This window comes from Paenibacillus riograndensis SBR5, assembly GCF_000981585.1.
GTDB classification, from domain to species: domain Bacteria; phylum Bacillota; class Bacilli; order Paenibacillales; family Paenibacillaceae; genus Paenibacillus_AQ; species Paenibacillus_AQ riograndensis.
The window spans coordinates 2,910,076-2,930,419 of record NZ_LN831776.1 but is presented as its reverse complement, the minus strand read 5'-3'; the positions used below and the strand labels follow the sequence as shown (position 1 = coordinate 2,930,419).

Genomic DNA, 20,344 nt, shown 5'->3' with positions numbered 1-20,344 from the left:
CCAAAAAAAATATAGACTTATACTTTCCGCTGTAGTATTATCCAATTATCGTGGGTCCAAAAAAGGCCATACGCGAGGACCCAAACTCTGATTCAAGATACATATCTGATGCACTCATAGATGATATTTAATGAACTATAGATGACGTGAAGTACACGCCGTTTTACTGCATTTACTGTCTGAGATTTACCAGGCAGGCTGCAGTGAGGCGGCTTTTTTATTTGCCGGATTTGCTTAAATTTCAGCGGATCTACAGTCCGGAAGCCAAACAAGCGGCACGTTGTGGGTGATTACTACATCAAAGCAGACAATATGGCATCGCACAGCTCCATGGTTTTCACATTATCCCGGCCGCTGGAGACAGGCGTCAGCCCTTCACGGCAGCATTTCATGAAATGCGCCATTTCACCGGCGAAGCCCCGCAGATATAGATCTCTGTAGCCGCCGGACATCGCAGATGCGGATGGGGTGAACACCATATCCTGCTCTGCAAGCGATTGCCAGGGCAGTCCGCTGCCCGCCAGCGAATGGTGAACCGACAGCTTCACGACTTCATCCGCACAGACAAAGCCGTGGTCGAAGGTAACTGTCAGGCTCTCGCTTTCTCTGGACCATGCGCTCATCCCGGCAAAATAGACGCTGCCCACGACGCCATTGGCGAATTTCAGGGAAATGCTCTGGGCGATCCGTTCATTGTCATTATTCGTGAACCCCGAGATTTGCACGGCTTCACCGAACAAAAAACGCAATAAATCCACAATATGAATGGCGGCGAGCTTCAAGAACTGCTCTTCATCTTTGCAGAAAGGCGTGCTGTCCACTGCAAAGCGGGCCTGGAAAGAACGGGCTGCACCCAGTGTTCCTTCCGCAATCAGCTCCTTCAGCTTCAAGTAGACGGGGGCATAACGTTTCATGAATCCCACCATCAGCACCACTCCGGCTTGCTCGGCTGCATCTGCAAGCTGAAGCGCTTCCGGGCCATTCCAGCCAAGCGGCTTGTCCACATAGACATTTTTTCCGGCATGGATACAATCCAGCACCAGGGCGGTTTGATCCTGTGGCTGTGCGACTACCACGACTCCATCGCATTCTGTATCCTGCAGCATTTTCCGGTAGTCGCTGTAAGGTAAGCCGCTGCTGCCGAACCGCTGGAGTGCAGCTCTGGAGCGCTCCAGCTTCCGGGTCGCAACCGCAACAATTTCTGCCCCCGCCTGGATGGCCGACGGGTAAATATTCGTAGATGCGTGAAACCCTGCACCGATAAAACTGAGCTTCGCTATATTCAAATGTGTTCTCTCCCTTGTATAAAGATTCTTAGCCTTTGTATGGAATGATCCATGTACTTTGCGTTGATCCTAATATATCCTTTCTGATGAATCAAAAAAAGGACGCCTGTCCTCCCCGCGGATTCCAGTGGAACCCCTGCCGGATATCCCCTATACTAATCAAGGAAGCGATTGCAGGATTTCACAGAATGAAAGGAGCTCATGATGCAAATTTCTGTGTTTTACAACCATATAGTGACTGCTAGCAAACAAACGGGACTGCCGCTGCCGGAGGTGCTGCGTCTGGTGCGCGGATATGGCATTCAGGCTGTAGAGCTGGATCTGGATGAGGTGCAGCCAAGCCCTGAGGCTATGAAAAACCTGCTGGAGCAAGCCGGAATTTCCGTAGCTTCCATGTACGCTTTTTTTGATTTCGGCAATGCTCCTGATGTCCGGCCCGGCCTTACATTCATTGATACGGCTGCATTTTTGGGTGCGGGCAAAGTTCTTGTGATTCCCGGCTTCATCGATGAGCCGGCAGACCAGGAGCTGCGGGAACGCTCGCTGCGGCACATGGCTGCGGCACTCAGGGAAATGAGCGAGTATGCCGGGCGCAAAGGACTGGTTGTCACCCTGGAAGATTTCGATGACAGCCGGGCGCCATTTTCCACTTCCGGAGAATTGCTATGGTTCCTGAATGAGGTTCCGAAGCTTGGCATCACCTTCGATACAGGGAATTTCATCTACCGGGGCGAAGATGCGCTGGAAGCCTTCGAGAAGCTGAAATCGAGAATCGTTCATGTCCACTGCAAAGACCGCTCACTCGAAGAACACCCTGGTGAAACTCCGAAGATCAGCACTAACGGGACCCGGCTGTTTCCTTCTCCTGTCGGCTCCGGGTGCATTCCGATTGAAGAGATTTTGGACCGGCTGGAGGCTAGCGGGTACAAGAACACGGCAGCCATTGAGCATTTTGACGCTGCTGATCAACTGGCTTACATGAAACAATCAGCAGCATGGCTCCAGGACAGGTTCAACCAGCTTCAGACATAACATAGAGCAATAAGGGACCGCAGAAACTGTGGCCCCCTCTTGCTCTGCATACTCGCCGCTTGTTCGTCACACTGCCTATTTGCTCTCTAGCCGCTTGCTATGCACACTACTTGCTCTGCACACTACCTACTTGCTCTCCACCAGCCTATTGCTGCTGAGCCGCAAACGCATCTGCTGCTGCGCTCAGATAGTACGCCAGTCCGGTCTGCTGCCCTTCAAGCATGCGGAGATGGAAGTCATCGCCGAGGAAAAAACGGTTCTGTGCGGCAAAATCCGCAGCAGATGCCGGATGCCCGTGCTCTCCCATAAAATCCAGATGCTTGCGGATTAATTCCGCCGTGCTCACATCTCCTGCCTTAACTCCCGACCGCAAAGCGTCTGCCATAGCCGTCATAAACGCTGCGCCTTCCGCTGCCATATCATTCATGTGCTGAACATCAATTGGAGCACCTTTAGCTGACAGGTCATAGTCGTACGTTTCCTTTAAGTGCTCTCCCTGCTCCTGCAGGGCCGCTTTCCATTCTTGCTCACTCGCCAGTCCTTTGAACATTTCCGTATCTTTCATGGGTTCGCCTCTTTCTCTGCTTGTTACCGATTTCCGCAAGGTCTCAATAATCATATCGATCCTTTGTCTGCGCAGCAGCAGGAGCTGTTCCTGCTCCACAAGGATGGATAAGCGGTCCGGTTCCTCCTTCAGCAGCTGTCCGATCTGCTCAAGCGTGAAGTCCAGCTCCTTATAGAGCATAATTTGCTGCAAGCGCTCCAGCTCCGCCATCCCGTACAGCCGGTACCCGGCTTCACTGATCTCTGCGGGCACCAGCAGACCTGTTTTGTGATAATGATGCAGGGTTTTCACCGTAGTTCCGGACAATACGGCTACCTCTTTTACTGTGTACAGCACGCTGTTTCCTCCTTTCCTTGACGAGTTTACAGGCTCCCCTAAGAGGAGAGTCAAGCCTTTTCCCACACCCCGAACTCCACATCCATCTCAAAACCGATACGCTCGTAAAACGGCTGCATAGGACCTGTATATACCTTAACCATACCGAGCGACCGCAGGCGGTTCAGCGCTTCATAGATTACCGCCTGGCCGAGCCCCCTCAGCCGATAATCGGCATGGGTTCCCACAGGTTCAAGAATCCCGATCCGGTTCACCTCGTCCACAAAAGCATTGCAGAACGCCACGACCTCCCCCTGCCCGTTAACCAGTGACAAGTCGAGTTCGGGACAGTAGCCTGGGGCTTGGCGGATTCCCCCGTATAACTGCAGCATCTTCTCCGCATGAGCAGTCCCCGGATAGTTAAAGGCCATGATATGCCCCTGCGCTTTCGCCTGATCCGATACCTCTTCCCCGCATTGAAGCGAGAAACCCTCAGGGATAACCACCTTCATCTCCTTCTCCAGCCGGATAGAGACAAAATTATCACTTTCATTCGGGAGAAGCACATAACCTCTGCTCTGAGCCGCCTTTTCCAGCTTTGTCATTACCTTCGGAACTGCCAGCTTCACGGCACCGGGTGCAGACTTCTTTTCAATGAATTCGAACATCTCACGCAGCAGCTCCTCCTCCGGCTGGTCCGTATCCAATTGGAAATAGAAATCCCCATCCCTGCAGACAACAGCAGCCAGTTCACCATTGTCGTGCTCCCACAGCCCAATATTTTGTTCCCACCCGGGAAGCAAGCCCGCCCTCAACTGGTAGAAAAAAATCTCGAACTGAAAACGGGCAATCGTCCAGCTGTTCGGCCGGTTCAGCCTTGAATGGATATGCGAAAGAAACCGGCTCACCTTCATCAGGTCATCATGTGTATAGGCTCTATATTGGGTCCCCATATGCACTCATCTCCCTAGCATCATATTGTCTTTATTGTAATGTGGCAGGTGAAGCAGCGGTATGCCCAGTTCGTATGAAAAAAGTTTTTGCCCGCGCGGATTGCCGCATTACAATCGTGCACCTGAAACGGCACCCTGTGGATTAGATGGTCCGCTTAGTGTCTGCCTGTTACTTTCCCGTACAACTGAATATATTCTTCCACAGTAACCTTCCTGCATAGTTCAGCGATGAGATCATAGGGAAGACTGTCTACTTTTTTGAACCGGACACAGGATTTACCCATATCCAGCTTGGTCTGGACATGTTTCGGATACTCCGCTTTGAACCATGCCAGCAGTTCAGGGAACATATACATCCCCATATGGTAGAGTGCAATAAAATTCTTCTGCGAGGCTATACTGACAAAGGGAAGCGGCTGCTCCGGATTCACATGGTAACCTGGTGCATAGAGCTTATGGGGAACTACATAGTTGATCATTCCGTGGGACATGGTTTCCTGGAACCCCTCAGGCAGGTTGACCTTAATCGTCTGTCTAAGCTTCGTTACGGCTTCCCTCCGTTCCTCCGGCAATTGGCTGATGTAATCCTCAGGACTGTTCGATGCGTATTTCATCCTTGCTCCTCCCTTGTATGGACAAACCGTGATACAGAATAGTACCAATATACAAATTGCCGTATGGATTAACAAGCGCTAATGCCTCTATACCTCTCAAGTTTCCGTTTACATAGTGCTTAAAACTCTTTCAGATAATATAATAAAAACGAAATGTTTAGGAAAGCTACCCGAAAGGATGTTGGTGAATTCATGAAATTTAGCGAATACCGGTATGAACGTCCGGATGTTTCCAAGCTGAAAGTACGCTTTGCCGAGCTTTTGAAAGGTCTTAACGCCGATAGTCTGGAGGAGCAGAGAGCGGCTTTTAGCGAGATTAACAAGCTGCGGAATGAATTTGATACGATGTCAACCCTGGTCAACATCAGACACTCGATCAACACAGAAGATGAATTTTACAAAGCTGAGCAGGAGTACATGGATGAAGCCGGACCCGTTATTCAGGAGTATGTAACCGACTTCTACCGGGCACTTGTACAGTCCAGGTTCAGAGGCGAATTCGAACAAGAATGGGGCACACAGCTGCTTCAGATTGCCGAAATCTCATTACGGACATTCAGTCCGGAGATTATTGAAGACTTGCAGCTGGAGAATAAGCTCTCCACCGAATATAGCCAGATTATTGCTTCGGCGAAAATTCCGTTTGAAGGTGAGGAGCGCACACTGCCTCAGCTCGCACCGTTCGAGCTGTCGACAGACCGCGGGATGCGCAAGCGCGCTTCGGAGGCCCGGTATCAATTCATGGCCGAGCATGAGGCTGAGTTTGACCGGATTTTTGACGAGCTGGTCAAGGTCCGTACCGGCATCGCCAAAAAACTCGGTTATAACAGCTTCGTTGAGCTTGGCTACGACCGGATGCTGCGTACCGACTACAATGCCGAAATGGTCGCCAATTTCCGCAAGCAGGTGCAGGATTATATCGTTCCGGTCTCCCGGAAGCTGAAGGAACGCCAGGCGGCCCGCTTGGGTCTGGAGCAGTTGAAATATTACGATGAAAGCCTGAATTTCAACAACGGAAACGCTACGCCGAAGGGTGATCCCGACTGGATTATCGCGAATGGCGCCAAAATGTACAAAGAGCTGTCTCCCGAAACCGATGAATTTTTCGGCTTTATGCTGGAGAATGAACTGATGGATCTCGTCAGCAAAAAAGGCAAGCAGGGCGGCGGCTACTGTACCTACCTCAGCTTGCATGAGGCGCCTTTCATTTTCTCTAATTTCAATGGAACCTCCGGAGATATCGATGTGCTGACTCATGAAGTGGGACACGCATTCCAGGTGTATCAGAGCCGCCATATTCATGTGCCCGAATACGCTTTTCCAACCTATGAGGCCGCCGAAATCCATTCGATGAGCATGGAATTTTTCGCCTGGCCCTGGATGGATTTGTTCTTTGAAGAGGACGCTGCCAAATACCGTTTCAACCATCTGGGCGACAGTCTGCAGTTCATTCCATACGGCGTTTCCGTAGATGAATTTCAGCATTATGTCTATGCCAATCCGGATGCGACACCTGCCGAGCGCAAGCACGCCTGGCGTGAAATCGAGAAAAAGTATCTGCCACTACGCGACTATGAAGACAACACTTATCTGGAACAAGGCGGATTCTGGCAAAAACAAGCCCATATTTTCCGCTCCCCGTTCTACTATATCGACTATACGCTAGCCCAGCTCTGCGCCTTCCAGTTCTGGAAGCGGTCGAACGAGGATTTCACATTGGCCTGGGCCGATTATCTGCGGCTTTGCCAGGCCGGCGGAAGCCTGTCTTTCCTCCAGCTGGTCGAGCTGGCCGGACTGAAATCCCCCTTCGAGGATGGCAGCATCCGTTCCGTGATCGGCAATATTGAAAACTGGCTGAACAGCGTAGACGACAAGCAGCTGTAAGCTTAAGGATGGCTGCCCCGGCGGCTCAGGCTGGCAAAGGGCAGCCATTCCTAGTGGAAAGGGCCACTAATACAAAAAAGGAACCCGCATAAGCGGGCTCCTTTTTTGTATGCGGAGCGGGAACTCCTTGGCTTTTGCTGCCGCGTTTATTTTTTCGCCTTACTGTCACGTTCATTTCTTGGCCTTTGCCGCTGCCTTCTCCCGATTCTCTGCTGCTCTAAATTTCACGATCCGGCTGATCAAATCAAGCGGCAGCGGCTTGTCCAGCGGAAACTGCACAGACCCTTTGGCTCCCTTGTACTGCGCCAGCTCCTCCTGAAAAGCCTCAATCCCGCTAGGGGCCGGATACAAACCGATATGTTTCTTGAAAGCCGCGAAATGCACCAGATTCCCGTGCAGGAAGAAGGTCGGCATCTGGTAGCTTATTTTCTCTTCAGCCTCCGGCGCCGCTTCATGAATTACCTTCCTTACCGCTTCCAGCTTCTCGCGGATTTCCGGAGGGGCTTGGGTAATATAATCGTCAATGGACTCATAGGTGATCTTAACAGGTTCCATAACCGGCTCCTCTCTGTTATCCTGTTCTTACCCCTTGCTTATGGAGTCCAGATGACCAGTCAGCACGCGGATAATCCGCTGTTTGTCCAGGCGCTCAGGCTCCAGCATTGCATGCAGGGCCAGTCCGTCAACCAATGCGTACAGCCTTTCGGCTTCCACGTCCCTATCCAGGTCTTCTTTCAATATTCCCTGCTCATCCAGAAATTCGACCATCTTGTATATGCCCAGATAAATATTATCGTTCAGCCCGTCATACTCCTCATCCGTATATTTCAGATGAAAAACAAAAGCGAACCATACCTCCATCTCAGCCATGGTACTGTCATCTAGAGGAATCAGTTCCATCAGCACCCTGGTCACCTGCTCCTTGGGCGGCAAATCAAGTTGCAGGACAGTGTCAATCCTGGCTTGGGCCCGGTCCTTGACCAGATTCATGGCAAAAGCAAGCAGCTCATGCTGTGTAGAGAAATAATGGCGCAAGGCCCCAAGAGAAACTCCTGCTTCCTGCGCAATATTCCGTACGGTCGCCCCTTTCATCCCCTGATTCATGATGACGCGCCAGGTCGCTTCTGCAATATGCGATTTTCGCTCCGAATGATCCACAATTTTTGGCATAGCCCTATTGTAGCACACTTAAAACTTCTCGCGCAATTTTATAATACAATTGTATTATTTAAAATTTGCTGCTATAATTTCATGTATTAAGCGTATAAATTAGACATTAGGGGTGGATTATGAATTTCGTTGCCTGGGCGATTGTCGCCTGTGAGGTCTTATTCTGGGTTGTTATTCTTGCCGGTTTTTCAGCACGTTATCTATTCAAACGCCAGAAGCTGGGACTGTTCTTCCTCGCCCTGACTCCGGTTCTGGATCTGATTCTGTTAATCATTGCCGGCATCGATTTGTACAACGGTGCTTCCGCCACTACGGCTCATGCAGTTGCAGCCATCTATATTTCCGTGTCTATTGTGTTCGGCAAAAGCATGATCAGCTGGGCTGACGAACGCTTCCGCTATTATGTAACCAAGCAGGGGCCCCCGCCAGTCAAACGCTACGGCATGGACCATGCCAGACATTATTTCAAAAGCTGGCTGAAGCATTTGCTTGCTTTTCTGCTTGGGGCCGGAATTCTGTACGGACTCATAATCTGGATCGACGACCCGGCCCGTACGGAAGCGCTCTTTGGCATCCTGAAGACATGGACCATTGTAGTTGGGATTGATCTCCTTATTTCAAGCTCGTACTTTATCTGGCCGAGAAAAGCAAAAGCCTGAACTGCACCTTTCAGTGAAAGAGAGTAACCTTATCTTTTCAAAAAACAGACCTCTTCTTTATCCGGAAGAGGTCTGTTTCGGCATTATTCACGGTAAAAGAACAGAATGGCTTACTCCATGCCATGTTCTTTCCGGATGTTGTACAAGCCTTGAAGCAGCAGCTCCGACGGATCGCGGTTCAACTGCAGATGGATTAACAGCATATGCAGCGGAATAGCGCATACGTTATTGCCTTCGGTAACCGCCGGAAATCCGGCTTCAAACACTGGACCATGGGTTTCATTCCAGGCCAGCCCGGCATGTACCTGCTCCGGTGCAAATTCTTCACGCACGGCTTCAATACAATGCGGCACCAGCACGTTATCGATCATCGCCTTGGCTTCTTCTTCACTGGCTGGAGGCGGTGTGAGAGGTTTGCCCCCCTTAACCTTCATCAAGTCAATGAAAAACGAAGCCATCCAGACATTCGGACTGTTGTTCGTCTGGAATCTCGTGACCAGTTCATGCAGGAAAAATCCGCAGGAATAGACATCCTTCGCTTCATCCAATACATGAAATACAAATACCGGGCCATAAACCTCCATATTCATCACTTGGCCCTGAACTTCATTGAAATGCATCTTAAGGGCCACGATACCATTATGGTGAACCGCCTTTACAAGCTCAGCCATCTGCTCTTCAGTCATGGTTTGCTGTGTGCTGGTTGCTTCTTCGCCTGTTTGTACTTCATTCGTTGCTTCGTCAGTCGTTGACTTATTGTTCATTATCATATTCACCCCACTTCCTATCATACCATCCCAGGGCTTGAAGCGACATCTTGTTATGGACAAGACATGCAATTGACAATTTTGGAACAAAAACGGCTGTGCCGTCCTCCACGGGACAGCGCAGCCGTCTTGGTTCTAGCGTTACCTGGAGAACGACTCCCCATGAATCCTACGGCAACTCTTTAAGTGGAAAAAGGGACACTAATTTGCCGAAGTACCCTACCCTCGGGCAGATGAAGTGGAAAAAGGTGCACTAATTCAGCTCATTTCGCCATTGGACCAGAAATGTGGCCCAATTAGTTTTACTTTTTCCACTTCACTCTCAGGATTTCTTAATTTCCGGAAAAATAAGTTCCCTTTTTCCAACTAGCACCTGTGAGGAAGCCGGTAAAGACGGATCCCCCTATTCCTTTGCGATCGATCCGCTACCGTTACGGACAGGAGAGCCGTTATGGATAGAAGATTCGGCTATTCCGCAGGACGGACTGAGATGCCTTTATTTCTCCCTTTTCCCTTTATTTCAGGCTCCATCGAACGTGATAACGGCTCCTGAGTCCGTAACCGTAGATAAAGTAAGATTTTTGGCAAAATAAGGGCTCCTCGGTCCGCTTCGGTCCGCTTCAGTCCGCGGATGGAGCCCTATCCTCCTGCATCGCGTATATTCCTGTGAGGCTTCCAAGATATCCACATTTAGAAGGATAACTTATAGCGCGAAGCAAATAAGCTTAAGCCAGCCGCCCCAGTGCATCGCGGACAGCCTGCTTTTCCTTTTTCAGCACAGCTTCATCCAATGCCTGTTCCAGCAGGTTACGGATCTGCCGTATTTCTGCAGCGCTAAAGAATGTAGCCCCGGTACTGTCATACAAAGCAGGAAACGCAGCAATAACGATCTGGCGCTGGACGTCACTGCCGCCAAGCCATTGAATAATGTCGGCCGGTGCGGGCTGCGAGTGGACAAATAATGTATCCCACCCGCCATAAGGAAAAGCGGTCTTGTCCTCCATCCACCCAATCACCCTGCGGCTGTGAAAATCCTGCAGCAGCGAGTTCGCTTGATAACCGCTCAGCTTTTGCGTTTCCGCCAAGCCCTCCAGCAAGCGGAAGACACGCTCCACCCCTTCATCCTCCGGAAGGCAATGAGCAGACAGGTAAGCAAGTGTACTCCGGCTTACTTCAAGGGACGGGGTCCCCGACCAGAGTGAGCGTACGAATTCCGCTGCTTTATCCTTAAGCGCATCCCCCGCTAGACAAAGAATGGCTTCTTTTTTGGAGCTGTCACGCTCCTGTCCCGCCCGCTCCAAAAAAGCCTGCAGCACCTCTTCAGCATGATACCGGCCAAAAGCTTCAGCGGTCTCCTGGGACATCCCGAACATTTCTGCATAGCGAAGGAGTAAAGGGAGCTCCTTCTGTGCCTGCGCCAGAGTCAGCGTCAAATATTCATTTAACCAGGCCATCCATTGTCTGCTGGCGGGCTTCTCCGGGTCCAACCCGGCCTCACCGCAAAATTCAGGATACTGCCATTCCTCCGCACCTACACAACCCAGCGCCGTAATCTTGTCAATGAACTCCATAATCGACGGTGCCAGCAACAGATATTCCGCCGTTTCGTGGGCCCAATGCACGACTGCGGTTCCAGAGGCGCTATGCAAATCCAGCAGCAGCTCATCCCCGTTACCTGCCGGATGAAAGCTGAGATACCGCTGCGTCCCCCCGGAATCTTCTTCGCCGGGAGGGACAAAAAAATCCAGCCGGTCCGCATCCCAGCCCAGTTCTCCGCTCACCTCAAAGGGAAGGAGTGCTGCGTCTGGCAGGTTCCAGTAGACATAAGCTTGGCCCGCCCCCTCTTTCAGCAGGGAGCGCAGCTCCTGCGGCAGCCGGATTCCAAGCCTCAATTCCACTTCAGCAAGCCCGCTTTCCGGCGCAGGAGGACCTGCGTAAAATCGGGTGTCTGCACCTTTTTGCTCAAGTGCCTGAATCAGCTCCTGCCATTGCCGTTTCCAGGCATCCATTTGCTCTTTCACCAGAGCTGCCACCTCCCCAGGTTATTAACAGTCGTGTAATTTAAGTATCTTACAGGTTGTTCTTCTCCCAAAGCGCTACTTCCTCACGGACGCGGGGCGCCACCTCGGTGCCGAGCAGCCTGATCGCTTCCATCACCTCGGCGTGGGGCATCGTGCCATGCGGAACATGCAGCAGAAATCTCGTAACGCCTACATGCTTGCGCAGACGAATGATTTTATCCGCTACACGTTCCGGGTCCCCCACATATAAAGCTCCGTCCAAGCTGCATGCCGCATCGTAATCCGTACGGTGATAAGGCGGAAGACCCTTCTCCGCCGCTCTGACATTCGTCCGCGCATAGGTGGACGGGAAAAACTGTTCCATCGCCTTCCGGGTATCCGCAGCAATAAATCCATGCGCATGCGCCGCAACCGGCAGCCGTGAGCTGTCGTGGCCTGCACGGGCGGCAGCTTCTTTATAGAGCTTGGCCTGTGATGCAAAATCCAGGGGCTGCACCGGCCCAATCATGGCCAGCGCAAAAGGCAGCCCTAGTGTTCCCGCACGGACTGCGGATTCAGGACTTCCCGCACTGGCAATCCATACTGGCAAAGGCTGCTGCACCGGACGCGGATAAATTCCCAGGTTATGTATGGCAGGTCTATGCCGGCCTTCCCAGCTCACTCTTTCGGACTGCTGAAGCTTCATCAGCAAATCCAGCTTCTCTTCGAATAAGGTTTCATAGTCTTTCAGATCACAGCCGAATAAAGGAAAGGACTCCGTAAACGAACCACGGCCCACCATAATCTCAGCCCGTCCGTCCGACAAACCGTCCAGTGTGGCAAAATCCTGAAAGACGCGCACCGGATCGGCGGACGACAGGATCATCACCGCGCTGGTCAACCGGATTCGGGAGGTCAGGGGTGCCGCCGCAGCCATCACTACCGCAGGCGAGGATGCGGCAAAATCCGGACGGTGATGCTCCCCCACACCATATACATCCAGTCCCACCTGATCCGCGAGCACAATTTCTTCTACTACTTCACGGAGCCGCTCCGCATGGCTCATCGTTTCACCTGTGAATGCATCAGGTGTGGTTTCGACAAAAGTGCTGATTCCAAGTTCCACTATTTTGTTCCCCCAAGCTGTTGTCAAATTCAATTACTATATTCTATATCTTTATAGTTGAATATTCAAAATTAAAATTCCGCTAGATTTTATAGACATGCTGGCCGCAAAAAAAACAGATCAGACCGTCACACGGATAACGGCCCAATCTGCTTCTAAAACACGGATTTCTTTACTCCCCTTATTGGTTGGCAGTTATTTCAGAAACCAGCTTCTCAGCCCCATCAAAGATGGAGTAGCTGTACCCCCAGAACTGGTTGAAGTCGATCGTATAAATAGTCTTGTTCTTAACGGCTTTCAGACTTTGCAGGGAAGGATCGGCATAAAAAGCCTTCAGCGTCTTCTCCGGGTCTATGCCTCCGGTATACACCGAGAGCAGCAGGACATCGGGGTTAGTTGCGATCAGCTGTTCTTTGCTGATTTCCCCGGTAATCGTACCGAAGCTGTTTTTGAGTCCCAGCAGACCAAGCACATCTCCGGCAAACGTGTCGGTGTTCCCGCTGTATACGGCAATTGCCCCGTTGCCGCCATCCGACACATAAGCAAAGGTCTTTTCCCCGCTGGCTGCGGCCTTATCCTGTAGTGATTGTGCACGCTCTTTCAATTCAGCGATATAGGCGGCTGCATTCTCCTGCACATCAAAGATTTGCCCCAGCTGTTCAATGTCCTTGTACAAGCTGTCGAGTGTGGCTCCCTTAACACTGGTATTTTGCACAAATGTTTTGATGCCCAGTTCGTTCAATCCTTCTACAGTCCCGCTGCCCCAATCCGCATCCGCAAACAGGTCACTGCGTCCCAGAACGAGATCAGGACTTGCGCCTACAACCAGCTCTTTACTTGCATATTCCTTGGAAATGACAGGAACCTTCTTGAATTCCTCCTGCACCGCCGGATCGCCAGCACCGTAAAGGGCGGCAACGCCGACCATTTTGTCGGTCAAGCCCAGCTTGATCAGCAGTTCAGCGGCTCCCTGGGTATTGGCTACCACTTTTTCCGGTGCCTTGTCAAAGGTTTGCGGCTTGGCCTTCCATTCCGTTCCTTCACCGTTATTGGTGTAGTTCTCAATGGTTAGCGGATATACCGTCTTGGTGCTTGGGGCAGCTTCCTGCGTGCTGGCCGGAGCGCTGCTTGCAGGTGCAGCCGATTCCCCCGGTTCATTCGCATTCTTCGTACCGGATGAACAAGCTGCAAGCATAACTGCCATTACCAAAACCGCCAGCAGCGGCACATATCTTTTAAATGATTTCTTCATTGCCCAAGTCCCCTTTTCTGTATGTACATTTGTGTATCCTGTATGATTTGTGACAAGACGGTGTCCTGCAAGGGATACAAACGTAGAATATAGAATGTTGGATTGTCTGTCAATGAGAATAATTATCATTGACAATCATTCTCATTATGAATTATATTCTAAATTAAACACTAAACATATTGATTAAGGAGCCTTTGGAATCCATGCAAACTGAAGCAGCGCAAACCGAACCGAAGCAGTCCATTATTCATACCCGTTATGGCTTTATGACTATCATAGGCATTCTGTTGATTATTACGATACTGTCAGCGGGCGCGGCTGTCTCCTTTGGACAGGTCGATATTCCCGTTTCGCAATCGTACCGGATTCTGCTCCACCACATCACGGGCATTCAGATTGGAGATGTCCAGGAGCTGACCTCCGGTTCATTCGTCGATATCATATGGAAAATCCGCTTTCCCCGCGTTCTCATGGCCATGTTCATTGGTGCCGGGCTGACGCTGTGCGGAACCATTATGCAGGCGGCCGTACAGAACCCTCTCGCTGATCCATACATACTCGGTATCTCTTCCGGCGCATCGCTTGGAGCAACCTTCGCCATCCTGATCGGCTTTGGTTCTATGGGACTGCTGGGCCAGACAGGCGTCGCCTTCTGGGCTTTCGCGGGTGCGGTCGGTGCTTCGCTTCTGGTCTTGATTCTGGCCAGCGCAGGCGGCAAAATGACCTCCGTCAAACTCGTCCTGGCCGGCATGGTTATTAATGCTTTATGTACCGCCTTTGCCAACTTCATTGTCTACTTTGCCAACAATGCGGAAGGCATTAAGACTGTTACCTTCTGGACGATGGGCAGCCTCGCCGCTGCCAGCTGGGATAAACTGCCGCTGATCTCGGCAGCTGTCGCAGCCGCCATTTTCTTTTTCCTGATGCAGTTCAGGGTTCTGAACGCCATGCTGCTTGGGGATGAGGCTGCGGTCACTCTGGGGATTCATCTGGGGGTATTCCGCAAAGCCTATATGCTGATTACCGCACTGATTACAGGGGTGATGGTGGCAAGCTGCGGCATGATCGGATTTGTGGGACTCATTATTCCCCATTTGGTCAGAGGGCTGGTAGGCTCCGATCACCGGAGACTGCTGCCTGCGTCCATTCTGTTCGGTGCGATTTTCCTGATCTGGACAGATGTGATCGCCCGGACGATTGTACCGAATGTGGAGCTCCCGATCGGGATTATCACCGCCTTAATAGGCGCCCCGATGTTCATGTATATGCTGATCAAAAAAGGCTACGCATTTGGAGGGAAAAACTAATGAATTTGAATGTTGAGCACTTAAGTGTATCTTTCGCCAATGCGAATATCGTTAAGGATGTCTCGCTGAAGGTCAGGAACAAACAATTTGTCGGCCTCATCGGCCCGAACGGCTGCGGCAAATCCACTCTTCTCAAAAGCATTTATAAAGTCATCAAACCGAGCCAGGGCAAGGTATCCCTGGCTGAAATGAATCTGATGAAATCCAGTCCCCGGCTCGTAGCGCAAAAGCTGGGGGTCGTCGGCCAGTTCAACGAACTGAGCTTTGACTTCACCGTGCGGGAAATGGTCGCGATGGGCAGAACCCCGCATAAAGGGATGCTGGAGACAGACAATCAAGAGGATGCCAATATTGTCTCTGCGGCTCTGCACAAGGTCAATCTGGAGGGTTATGCAGACCGCAGCTATAATTCATTGTCAGGGGGAGAAAAGCAGCGTGTAATTCTCGCCCGGGTTCTGGCCCAGCAGCCGGAATTCATGATTCTGGATGAACCCACCAACCATCTGGATATCAAATATCAGCTGCAAATTCTAAATATCGTCAAAAAGCTTGACATCGGCATTCTCGCTGCGCTCCATGATCTCACCCTTGCTGCGGAATACTGCGATTATCTGTATGTGATGAAAAAAGGCCAAGTAGCCGCCTGCGGGAAGCCTGAGGATATATTGACGAAGGAATTAATCGGCCAGGTATTCGATGTGGCCTGCGAGACTTACCGCAACCCTGTAACCGGGGCGCTTGGCATTGCTTATCTGGAGGCACAGTAAGTATTGCTGCGGAATAATGGATGCAGAATGGCTGCTATGTTTATAAACTTGTTTACCTGGGCAAGAAATTCTACGCAAAAAAAGAAACGGCATTTCTGCCGTTTCTTCAGGATGGACTCTCAGGGACTCGAACCCTGGACCAATTGATTAAGAGTCAACTGCTCTACCAACTGAGCTAAGAGTCCACATATGCAGTACCGTCCAATTAATAAAGAGGCTGCAATGTGGATTTGTAAATTTCTCACGTTTAAGAGTGTAACATTTTTGAGCCCGCAGTTCAAGCTTTTATTTTTCCATCTCTATTTTTCCTCATTTGGGGCCTTTAATCGATTCAAGCTCCATTTTTTTCTTGCTGAGATCTGTTCATGTAAGCTCTGCTTAGGCAGTTTTTTAAGTACCGCAAGTCTCCGATTAGCAAGTTTAAAAACCGTATCCTTTGAGCGGTGTTCAATAGAAAGAATGTACACAATCCTTAGTATATCAACAGTTTCATTCATTATTCGAAAAATAATCCGGATACCCGCACTACGCAGTTTAATTTCTTTACATCCTGCCAATTTAGTATTTGAATGATTTCCCAGTTTTTTGCCAATCTCATCTGCCCGATAAACAAGTTCATCAATTGCTGAGTTAATAAAAGGTAGAACCGAGTTTTCTAATTGCAAATATTCCTTTTCAGCTTCCACACCAAATCGAACATCAAATCGCTCTTCCATTAATCCTCCACACGTCGAATTTCTTTCCACGACTTTGTTGATGAAGGACTCTGATCGATATGATCAATACGCTCAAGCAATACGCGTTCTTCTTCCTTAAGTTCAAGCTGTGCCAGACGTTCATGCATTTCTTCAAATAATGGATATCCGATTAAAACAGATTCTACGCTTCCATTCTCTGTAATAAATTGCGGTTCTTTTTGCGCCCTTTTCCGAAGCTCACCGAACCGTTTAGATGCATCTGTTGAAGTTATCAGCTGATCAACGTTAAATGTAGGTTTGCTCATTTCTATCCCCACCTTTACAGCTCCTTTCAAATATTATACTCAATCCTCGTAACTACATACCCTATTATATCACGAATAATACGGATAATGTTACGGATACACATATGACCGGGCCAGACGGAAACCAAGATCATCAATATGGAACGTAGGGTGACTCCGGCGGCGGCAGGTGGCTCCGCAGCCCCTGGCCTCCTCCGCCCAGCTGCCGCCGCGGAAAATCCGGTAGGAGCCATATACATTCTCATCATAGATATCCCAGCACCATTCCCACACATTGCCCAGCATATCGTAGAGTCCCCACGCGTTTGGCAGCTTTTGACCTGCCTCATGTACAACGCCGCCAGAATTCCCCTCATACCAGGCTACTGCATCTAGTTCACCGTATTGATAGCCGGTTGTTCCCGCTTTACATGCATACTGCCATTCGGCTTCTGTAGGCAGACGGTAGCCATCCGCCTCCCAGTTGCAGCTGACACTCTCACCGTCCTCACTTATCGAATAACATTCCTGCAGGCCTGACTCCTGAGACAGCTTGTTGCAGAAGAGAATTGCGTCATTCCATGAGACATTCACGACCGGCATACCAGCACCGCCGGCAGGTTCACCTTCTGCCATCACCCTGTCATACAACGCATTCGTGACTGGCACCGGGGCAAGCCAAAAAGAATCCACCCTTGCGGTCCATTTAGTCTTCACCCGATCATCCCTTAATTGGACTTCACCGGCAGGGATTAATATCATTTGCTCCATCCTTCACTTCAACCTCCTATAGCACCGTGCGGAGAAATCTTCCCGTATGGGAAGCTTCCACCTGAGCTACCTGCTCCGGTGTGCCTTCAGCCACAACATACCCGCCCTGATGGCCGCCTTCCGGGCCCATGTCAATAATATAATCCGCAGACTTCATGACGTCCAGATGATGTTCAACAACGATTACTGTATGCCCCTTGTCCACCAGCCTGCCCAGTGACAGCAGCAGCTTCTGGATATCCGACAGGTGCAGCCCTGTGGTAGGCTCGTCCAGGATATACAGGTTACGGGCCCCCCTCTTGATTTTGGACAGCTCATAGGCCAGCTTGACCCGCTGTGCCTCTCCGCCGGACAACGTGGTCGAGCTTTGGCCCAGCCGCATATAGCCAAGCCCCAATTCATCCATAATCTCCAGCTTATGCTTCAGGTACTTGTGGTCACTGAAGAACTCACGGGCTTCCTCCACTGTCATCTCCAGCACATCGGCGATGCTTTTGCCGTGGACCTTAATTTCAAGTCCCTCTTCGGAGAACCGCTGTCCCTTACACACCGGGCAGATGGTTTCAATGTCCGCCATAAACTGCAGATTGGTGACGATCACACCGTCTCCGGCACATTGCTCACAGCGGGTGCCTCCTGCATGGGTCAGACTGAAATCAATCGCCTGGTATCCCCGGTCGGCAGCCTCCGGCTGCGAGGCGAACAGGTCCCGGATTTTATCATAAATGCCAATGTAGGTTGCCGGATTGGACTTGCTGTTCCTTCCAATAGGGGTCTGGTCGATGTTGATGACATTGTTCAGCAGGTCCGCGCCAAACAGAAAATCATGCTCCCCCGCAACCATCCGCGCAGCCGTCATGTCTATCTTCAGCTGCTTGAACAGAATTTCGTTGATCAGCGAGCTTTTTCCAGAACCCGAAACTCCGGTAATACAAATGAATACACCCAGTGGAATATCCAGATCCACATTCTTCAGGTTGTTCTCCCGGGCGCCCTGAATACTCAGAAAATCGTCTCCCAGACTTCGGCGCTTTCCTGGAACAGGGATGTGGGCTTTTCCCGATAAATATTGGCCCGTTACAGACTGGGGTTCATTCATAATATCTTCCATTGTGCCGCAGGCAACGACATGCCCGCCATGAATCCCCGGACCCGGGCCGATTTCGATAATATGATCTGCACTCTGAATCGTATCCATATCGTGTTCAACCACAATTACGGTATTGCCGATATCCCGCAGCTTCTTCATCGTATCAATCACGCGGCTGGAATCCCGGGGGTGCAGGCCAATACTCGGTTCATCCATCACGTATAACATCCCCATCAGCTCACTGCTGATCTGGGTGGACATTTTGATCCGCTGCATCTCGCCGCCTGAAATACTGTCGCTTCTCCGGTTAAGACTGATGTAGTGAAGCCCGATATCAATTAAAAGGGAAACTCTGGTCCGGATCTCTTGAATGATCGAGGAGGCCACATCCTGAACCTCAGCTTCGAACGTGAGCGTTTCCAGCGAATGCAGCAGCTCCGGCAGCTGTTTGCGGCTTAGCTGGTCAATATTCTCTTCTCCAAGCGTAACCTGGAGCCGCTGTTTTTTGAGTCTTGCACCGCTGCATTCCGGGCAGATCTTCTCGATCATACAATCCTTGATGAACGCCGGTTCGAAGGCTTCCGAGGTCGAATTCTTCCGTATGTAATGCTTGTACCAGCTCTCCATTTCATGGACGAACCCCCAGAAAGGCCGGTCCCGTCCGATCATCCAGTTCTTTTTGGTCGAATTAGGAGGCTGGAGCATGGGGAGGACCTCACCTTTGGTCCCATAAAAGAGAATATCGTGAATCTCCTTCGGAAGATCACAGAAAGGCGTATCCAGGCTGAAATGATACTTCTGGGACAGGCTGTACATCAGCACAGAGCGGTAGCTGTCCTTGCCCGCAGGGTTAAAGACTGTATTTTTGAGCGCCCCCTTGCTGATGCTTTTTTCCGGTGCCACCACCAGAAAACGGGGCTCTACCACATAAGACATCCCTACCCCAAGGCAGGTATGGCAGGCGCTTACAGGCGAGTTGAAGGAGAAATGAAACGGCTGCATGTCACACAGGAAGAAATGGTGCTCCGGACAGCCAAACTCCTGATAGAAAGACGGGTCCACGCCTCCCGGAACCTCCACTTTGATCATTATATCCTCTTCCAGCGCCAGCATTGCGGCTTCAATGGATTTGGTCAGTTGAATATAGGTATCCTTTTTCAGCTGGAAGCGGTCAATGACCATTTCAATGTGATATTCCCGGGTCTCATCGAGTTCTCTTTTTTCCGCCAGTGAAAAAGGCTCGCCATCCACCAGCAGATTCTTGTATCCCTTATCCCTCAGCTGCTGGAAAGTGAAACTGTACTCCTCTCCGAATACTTTATAGACGGGAGCCCGCAGCTCTACCACTGTCCCAGAGGGCAATGAGGAAATCCGCTCGGCAATCTGGGCAGCGGACAGTTGTTTCAGGGAATGGCCGCATTCCGGACATCTCCCGACACCCGCCGTAGCGTACAGCAGACGCAGATAATCGTTGATATCTGTGACCGTACCGACGGTGGAACGCGGATTGTTATTGCTTTTTTTCTGTTCAATCGCGATTACCGGGGATAGGCCGCGCACATAGTCGACCTTTGCTTTTTTTAGCTGGCTGATCCGGCTCTTGGCGAAGGTAGAGATAGAGTCCAGAAACCGCCTTTGCCCCTCCCCGTAAATGACGTCAAAAGCAAGCGAAGATTTCCCTGAGCCGGAAACTCCTGTGATCACAGTCAATTGGTCCCGCGGAATTTCAACGGAGATGTTCTTCAGGTTATTCTGCTTGGCCCCGGATATCTCGATAGTCGTTCTTACTGACATGCTGAAGCTC

19 protein-coding genes and 1 tRNA gene are annotated in these 20,344 nt (G+C 50.7%); 5 read left to right on the top strand and 15 right to left on the bottom strand.

Going from position 1 to position 20,344, the window contains the following annotated elements; all coding sequences use genetic code 11:
* Window positions 1-293: 293 nt before the first annotated feature.
* Window positions 294-1,286, bottom strand: coding sequence for a Gfo/Idh/MocA family protein (locus tag PRIO_RS11870; RefSeq protein WP_020427166.1), 993 nt, complete (start codon window positions 1,284-1,286; stop codon window positions 294-296).
* Window positions 1,287-1,520: 234 nt separating this feature from the next.
* On the opposite strand from PRIO_RS11870, the gene PRIO_RS11865 reads away from it, so the two are divergent.
* On the top strand, window positions 1,521-2,318 hold the full coding sequence (locus PRIO_RS11865; protein ID WP_231869867.1) for a sugar phosphate isomerase/epimerase family protein: 798 nt from the start codon (window positions 1,521-1,523) through the stop codon (window positions 2,316-2,318).
* A 145-nt stretch (window positions 2,319-2,463) separates the two neighbouring features.
* Here the strand turns inward: PRIO_RS11865 and PRIO_RS11860 are convergent, their stop codons facing one another.
* From PRIO_RS11860 to PRIO_RS11850, 3 genes are all read right to left on the bottom strand, one after another.
* Window positions 2,464-3,219 (bottom strand): MerR family transcriptional regulator, encoded by a 756-nt coding sequence (locus PRIO_RS11860; RefSeq protein ID WP_020427168.1) that lies wholly within the window; start codon window positions 3,217-3,219, stop codon window positions 2,464-2,466.
* Window positions 3,220-3,269: 50 nt separating this feature from the next.
* On the bottom strand, window positions 3,270-4,151 hold the full coding sequence (locus PRIO_RS11855; protein ID WP_020427169.1) for a GNAT family N-acetyltransferase: 882 nt from the start codon (window positions 4,149-4,151) through the stop codon (window positions 3,270-3,272).
* 155 nt (window positions 4,152-4,306) lie between these two features.
* Complete coding sequence (locus PRIO_RS11850; RefSeq protein ID WP_020427170.1) at window positions 4,307-4,765, bottom strand: DUF1801 domain-containing protein; 459 nt, start codon at window positions 4,763-4,765, stop codon at window positions 4,307-4,309.
* Between the two features lie 192 nt (window positions 4,766-4,957).
* Between PRIO_RS11850 and PRIO_RS11845 the strand changes: the two genes are divergently transcribed.
* Window positions 4,958-6,649, top strand: coding sequence for a M3 family oligoendopeptidase (locus tag PRIO_RS11845; protein WP_046502466.1), 1,692 nt, complete (start codon window positions 4,958-4,960; stop codon window positions 6,647-6,649).
* 171 nt (window positions 6,650-6,820) lie between these two features.
* Here the strand turns inward: PRIO_RS11845 and PRIO_RS11840 are convergent, their stop codons facing one another.
* On the bottom strand, window positions 6,821-7,204 hold the full coding sequence (locus PRIO_RS11840) for an iron chaperone (RefSeq protein ID WP_020427173.1): 384 nt from the start codon (window positions 7,202-7,204) through the stop codon (window positions 6,821-6,823).
* Window positions 7,205-7,231: 27 nt separating this feature from the next.
* The gene (locus PRIO_RS11835) at window positions 7,232-7,819 is read right to left on the bottom strand and encodes a TetR/AcrR family transcriptional regulator (protein WP_046502463.1); all 588 of its coding nucleotides are present in this window, start codon (window positions 7,817-7,819) and stop codon (window positions 7,232-7,234) included.
* Between the two features lie 119 nt (window positions 7,820-7,938).
* Here PRIO_RS11835 and PRIO_RS11830 point away from each other — a divergent pair, with 119 nt between their 5' ends.
* Window positions 7,939-8,478 (top strand): hypothetical protein, encoded by a 540-nt coding sequence (locus tag PRIO_RS11830; RefSeq protein ID WP_020427175.1) that lies wholly within the window; start codon window positions 7,939-7,941, stop codon window positions 8,476-8,478.
* Window positions 8,479-8,588: 110 nt separating this feature from the next.
* On the opposite strand, the gene PRIO_RS11825 is transcribed toward PRIO_RS11830, so the two are convergent.
* The 4 genes from PRIO_RS11825 to PRIO_RS11810 form a co-directional block, all read right to left on the bottom strand.
* Window positions 8,589-9,242 (bottom strand): hypothetical protein, encoded by a 654-nt coding sequence (locus PRIO_RS11825; protein WP_051010612.1) that lies wholly within the window; start codon window positions 9,240-9,242, stop codon window positions 8,589-8,591.
* 728 nt (window positions 9,243-9,970) lie between these two features.
* Entirely contained in the window at window positions 9,971-11,266 is a 1,296-nt protein-coding gene (locus tag PRIO_RS11820) for an SMI1/KNR4 family protein (RefSeq protein ID WP_020426331.1), read from the bottom strand.
* A 49-nt stretch (window positions 11,267-11,315) separates the two neighbouring features.
* Complete coding sequence (locus PRIO_RS11815; protein WP_046502459.1) at window positions 11,316-12,371, bottom strand: LLM class flavin-dependent oxidoreductase; 1,056 nt, start codon at window positions 12,369-12,371, stop codon at window positions 11,316-11,318.
* A 181-nt stretch (window positions 12,372-12,552) separates the two neighbouring features.
* Window positions 12,553-13,623, bottom strand: coding sequence for an ABC transporter substrate-binding protein (locus PRIO_RS11810; RefSeq protein ID WP_046502457.1), 1,071 nt, complete (start codon window positions 13,621-13,623; stop codon window positions 12,553-12,555).
* A gap of 203 nt (window positions 13,624-13,826) precedes the next feature.
* Between PRIO_RS11810 and PRIO_RS11805 the strand changes: the two genes are divergently transcribed.
* Window positions 13,827-14,930, top strand: a complete 1,104-nt coding sequence (locus PRIO_RS11805; RefSeq protein ID WP_020426327.1) for a FecCD family ABC transporter permease — start codon at window positions 13,827-13,829, stop codon at window positions 14,928-14,930.
* Entirely contained in the window at window positions 14,930-15,697 is a 768-nt protein-coding gene (locus PRIO_RS11800) for an ABC transporter ATP-binding protein (protein ID WP_020426326.1), read from the top strand. The genes PRIO_RS11805 and PRIO_RS11800 overlap by 1 nt, the downstream gene beginning before the upstream one ends.
* A gap of 112 nt (window positions 15,698-15,809) precedes the next feature.
* On the opposite strand, the gene PRIO_RS11795 is transcribed toward PRIO_RS11800, so the two are convergent.
* The 5 genes from PRIO_RS11795 to uvrA all read right to left on the bottom strand — a co-directional run bounded on the left by PRIO_RS11795 (window position 15,810) and on the right by uvrA (window position 20,334).
* Window positions 15,810-15,882, bottom strand: a tRNA-Lys gene (locus PRIO_RS11795).
* 114 nt (window positions 15,883-15,996) lie between these two features.
* Window positions 15,997-16,413 (bottom strand): type II toxin-antitoxin system RelE family toxin, encoded by a 417-nt coding sequence (locus tag PRIO_RS11790; protein WP_046502454.1) that lies wholly within the window; start codon window positions 16,411-16,413, stop codon window positions 15,997-15,999.
* Entirely contained in the window at window positions 16,413-16,700 is a 288-nt protein-coding gene (locus tag PRIO_RS11785) for a type II toxin-antitoxin system prevent-host-death family antitoxin (protein WP_020426325.1), read from the bottom strand. The genes PRIO_RS11790 and PRIO_RS11785 overlap by 1 nt, the downstream gene beginning before the upstream one ends.
* 90 nt (window positions 16,701-16,790) lie before the next feature.
* Complete coding sequence (locus PRIO_RS11780) at window positions 16,791-17,441, bottom strand: formylglycine-generating enzyme family protein (protein WP_407944492.1); 651 nt, start codon at window positions 17,439-17,441, stop codon at window positions 16,791-16,793.
* A gap of 25 nt (window positions 17,442-17,466) precedes the next feature.
* Window positions 17,467-20,334 (bottom strand): excinuclease ABC subunit UvrA, encoded by a 2,868-nt coding sequence (gene uvrA / locus PRIO_RS11775; RefSeq protein ID WP_020426323.1) that lies wholly within the window; start codon window positions 20,332-20,334, stop codon window positions 17,467-17,469.
* Window positions 20,335-20,344 lie beyond the last annotated feature (10 nt).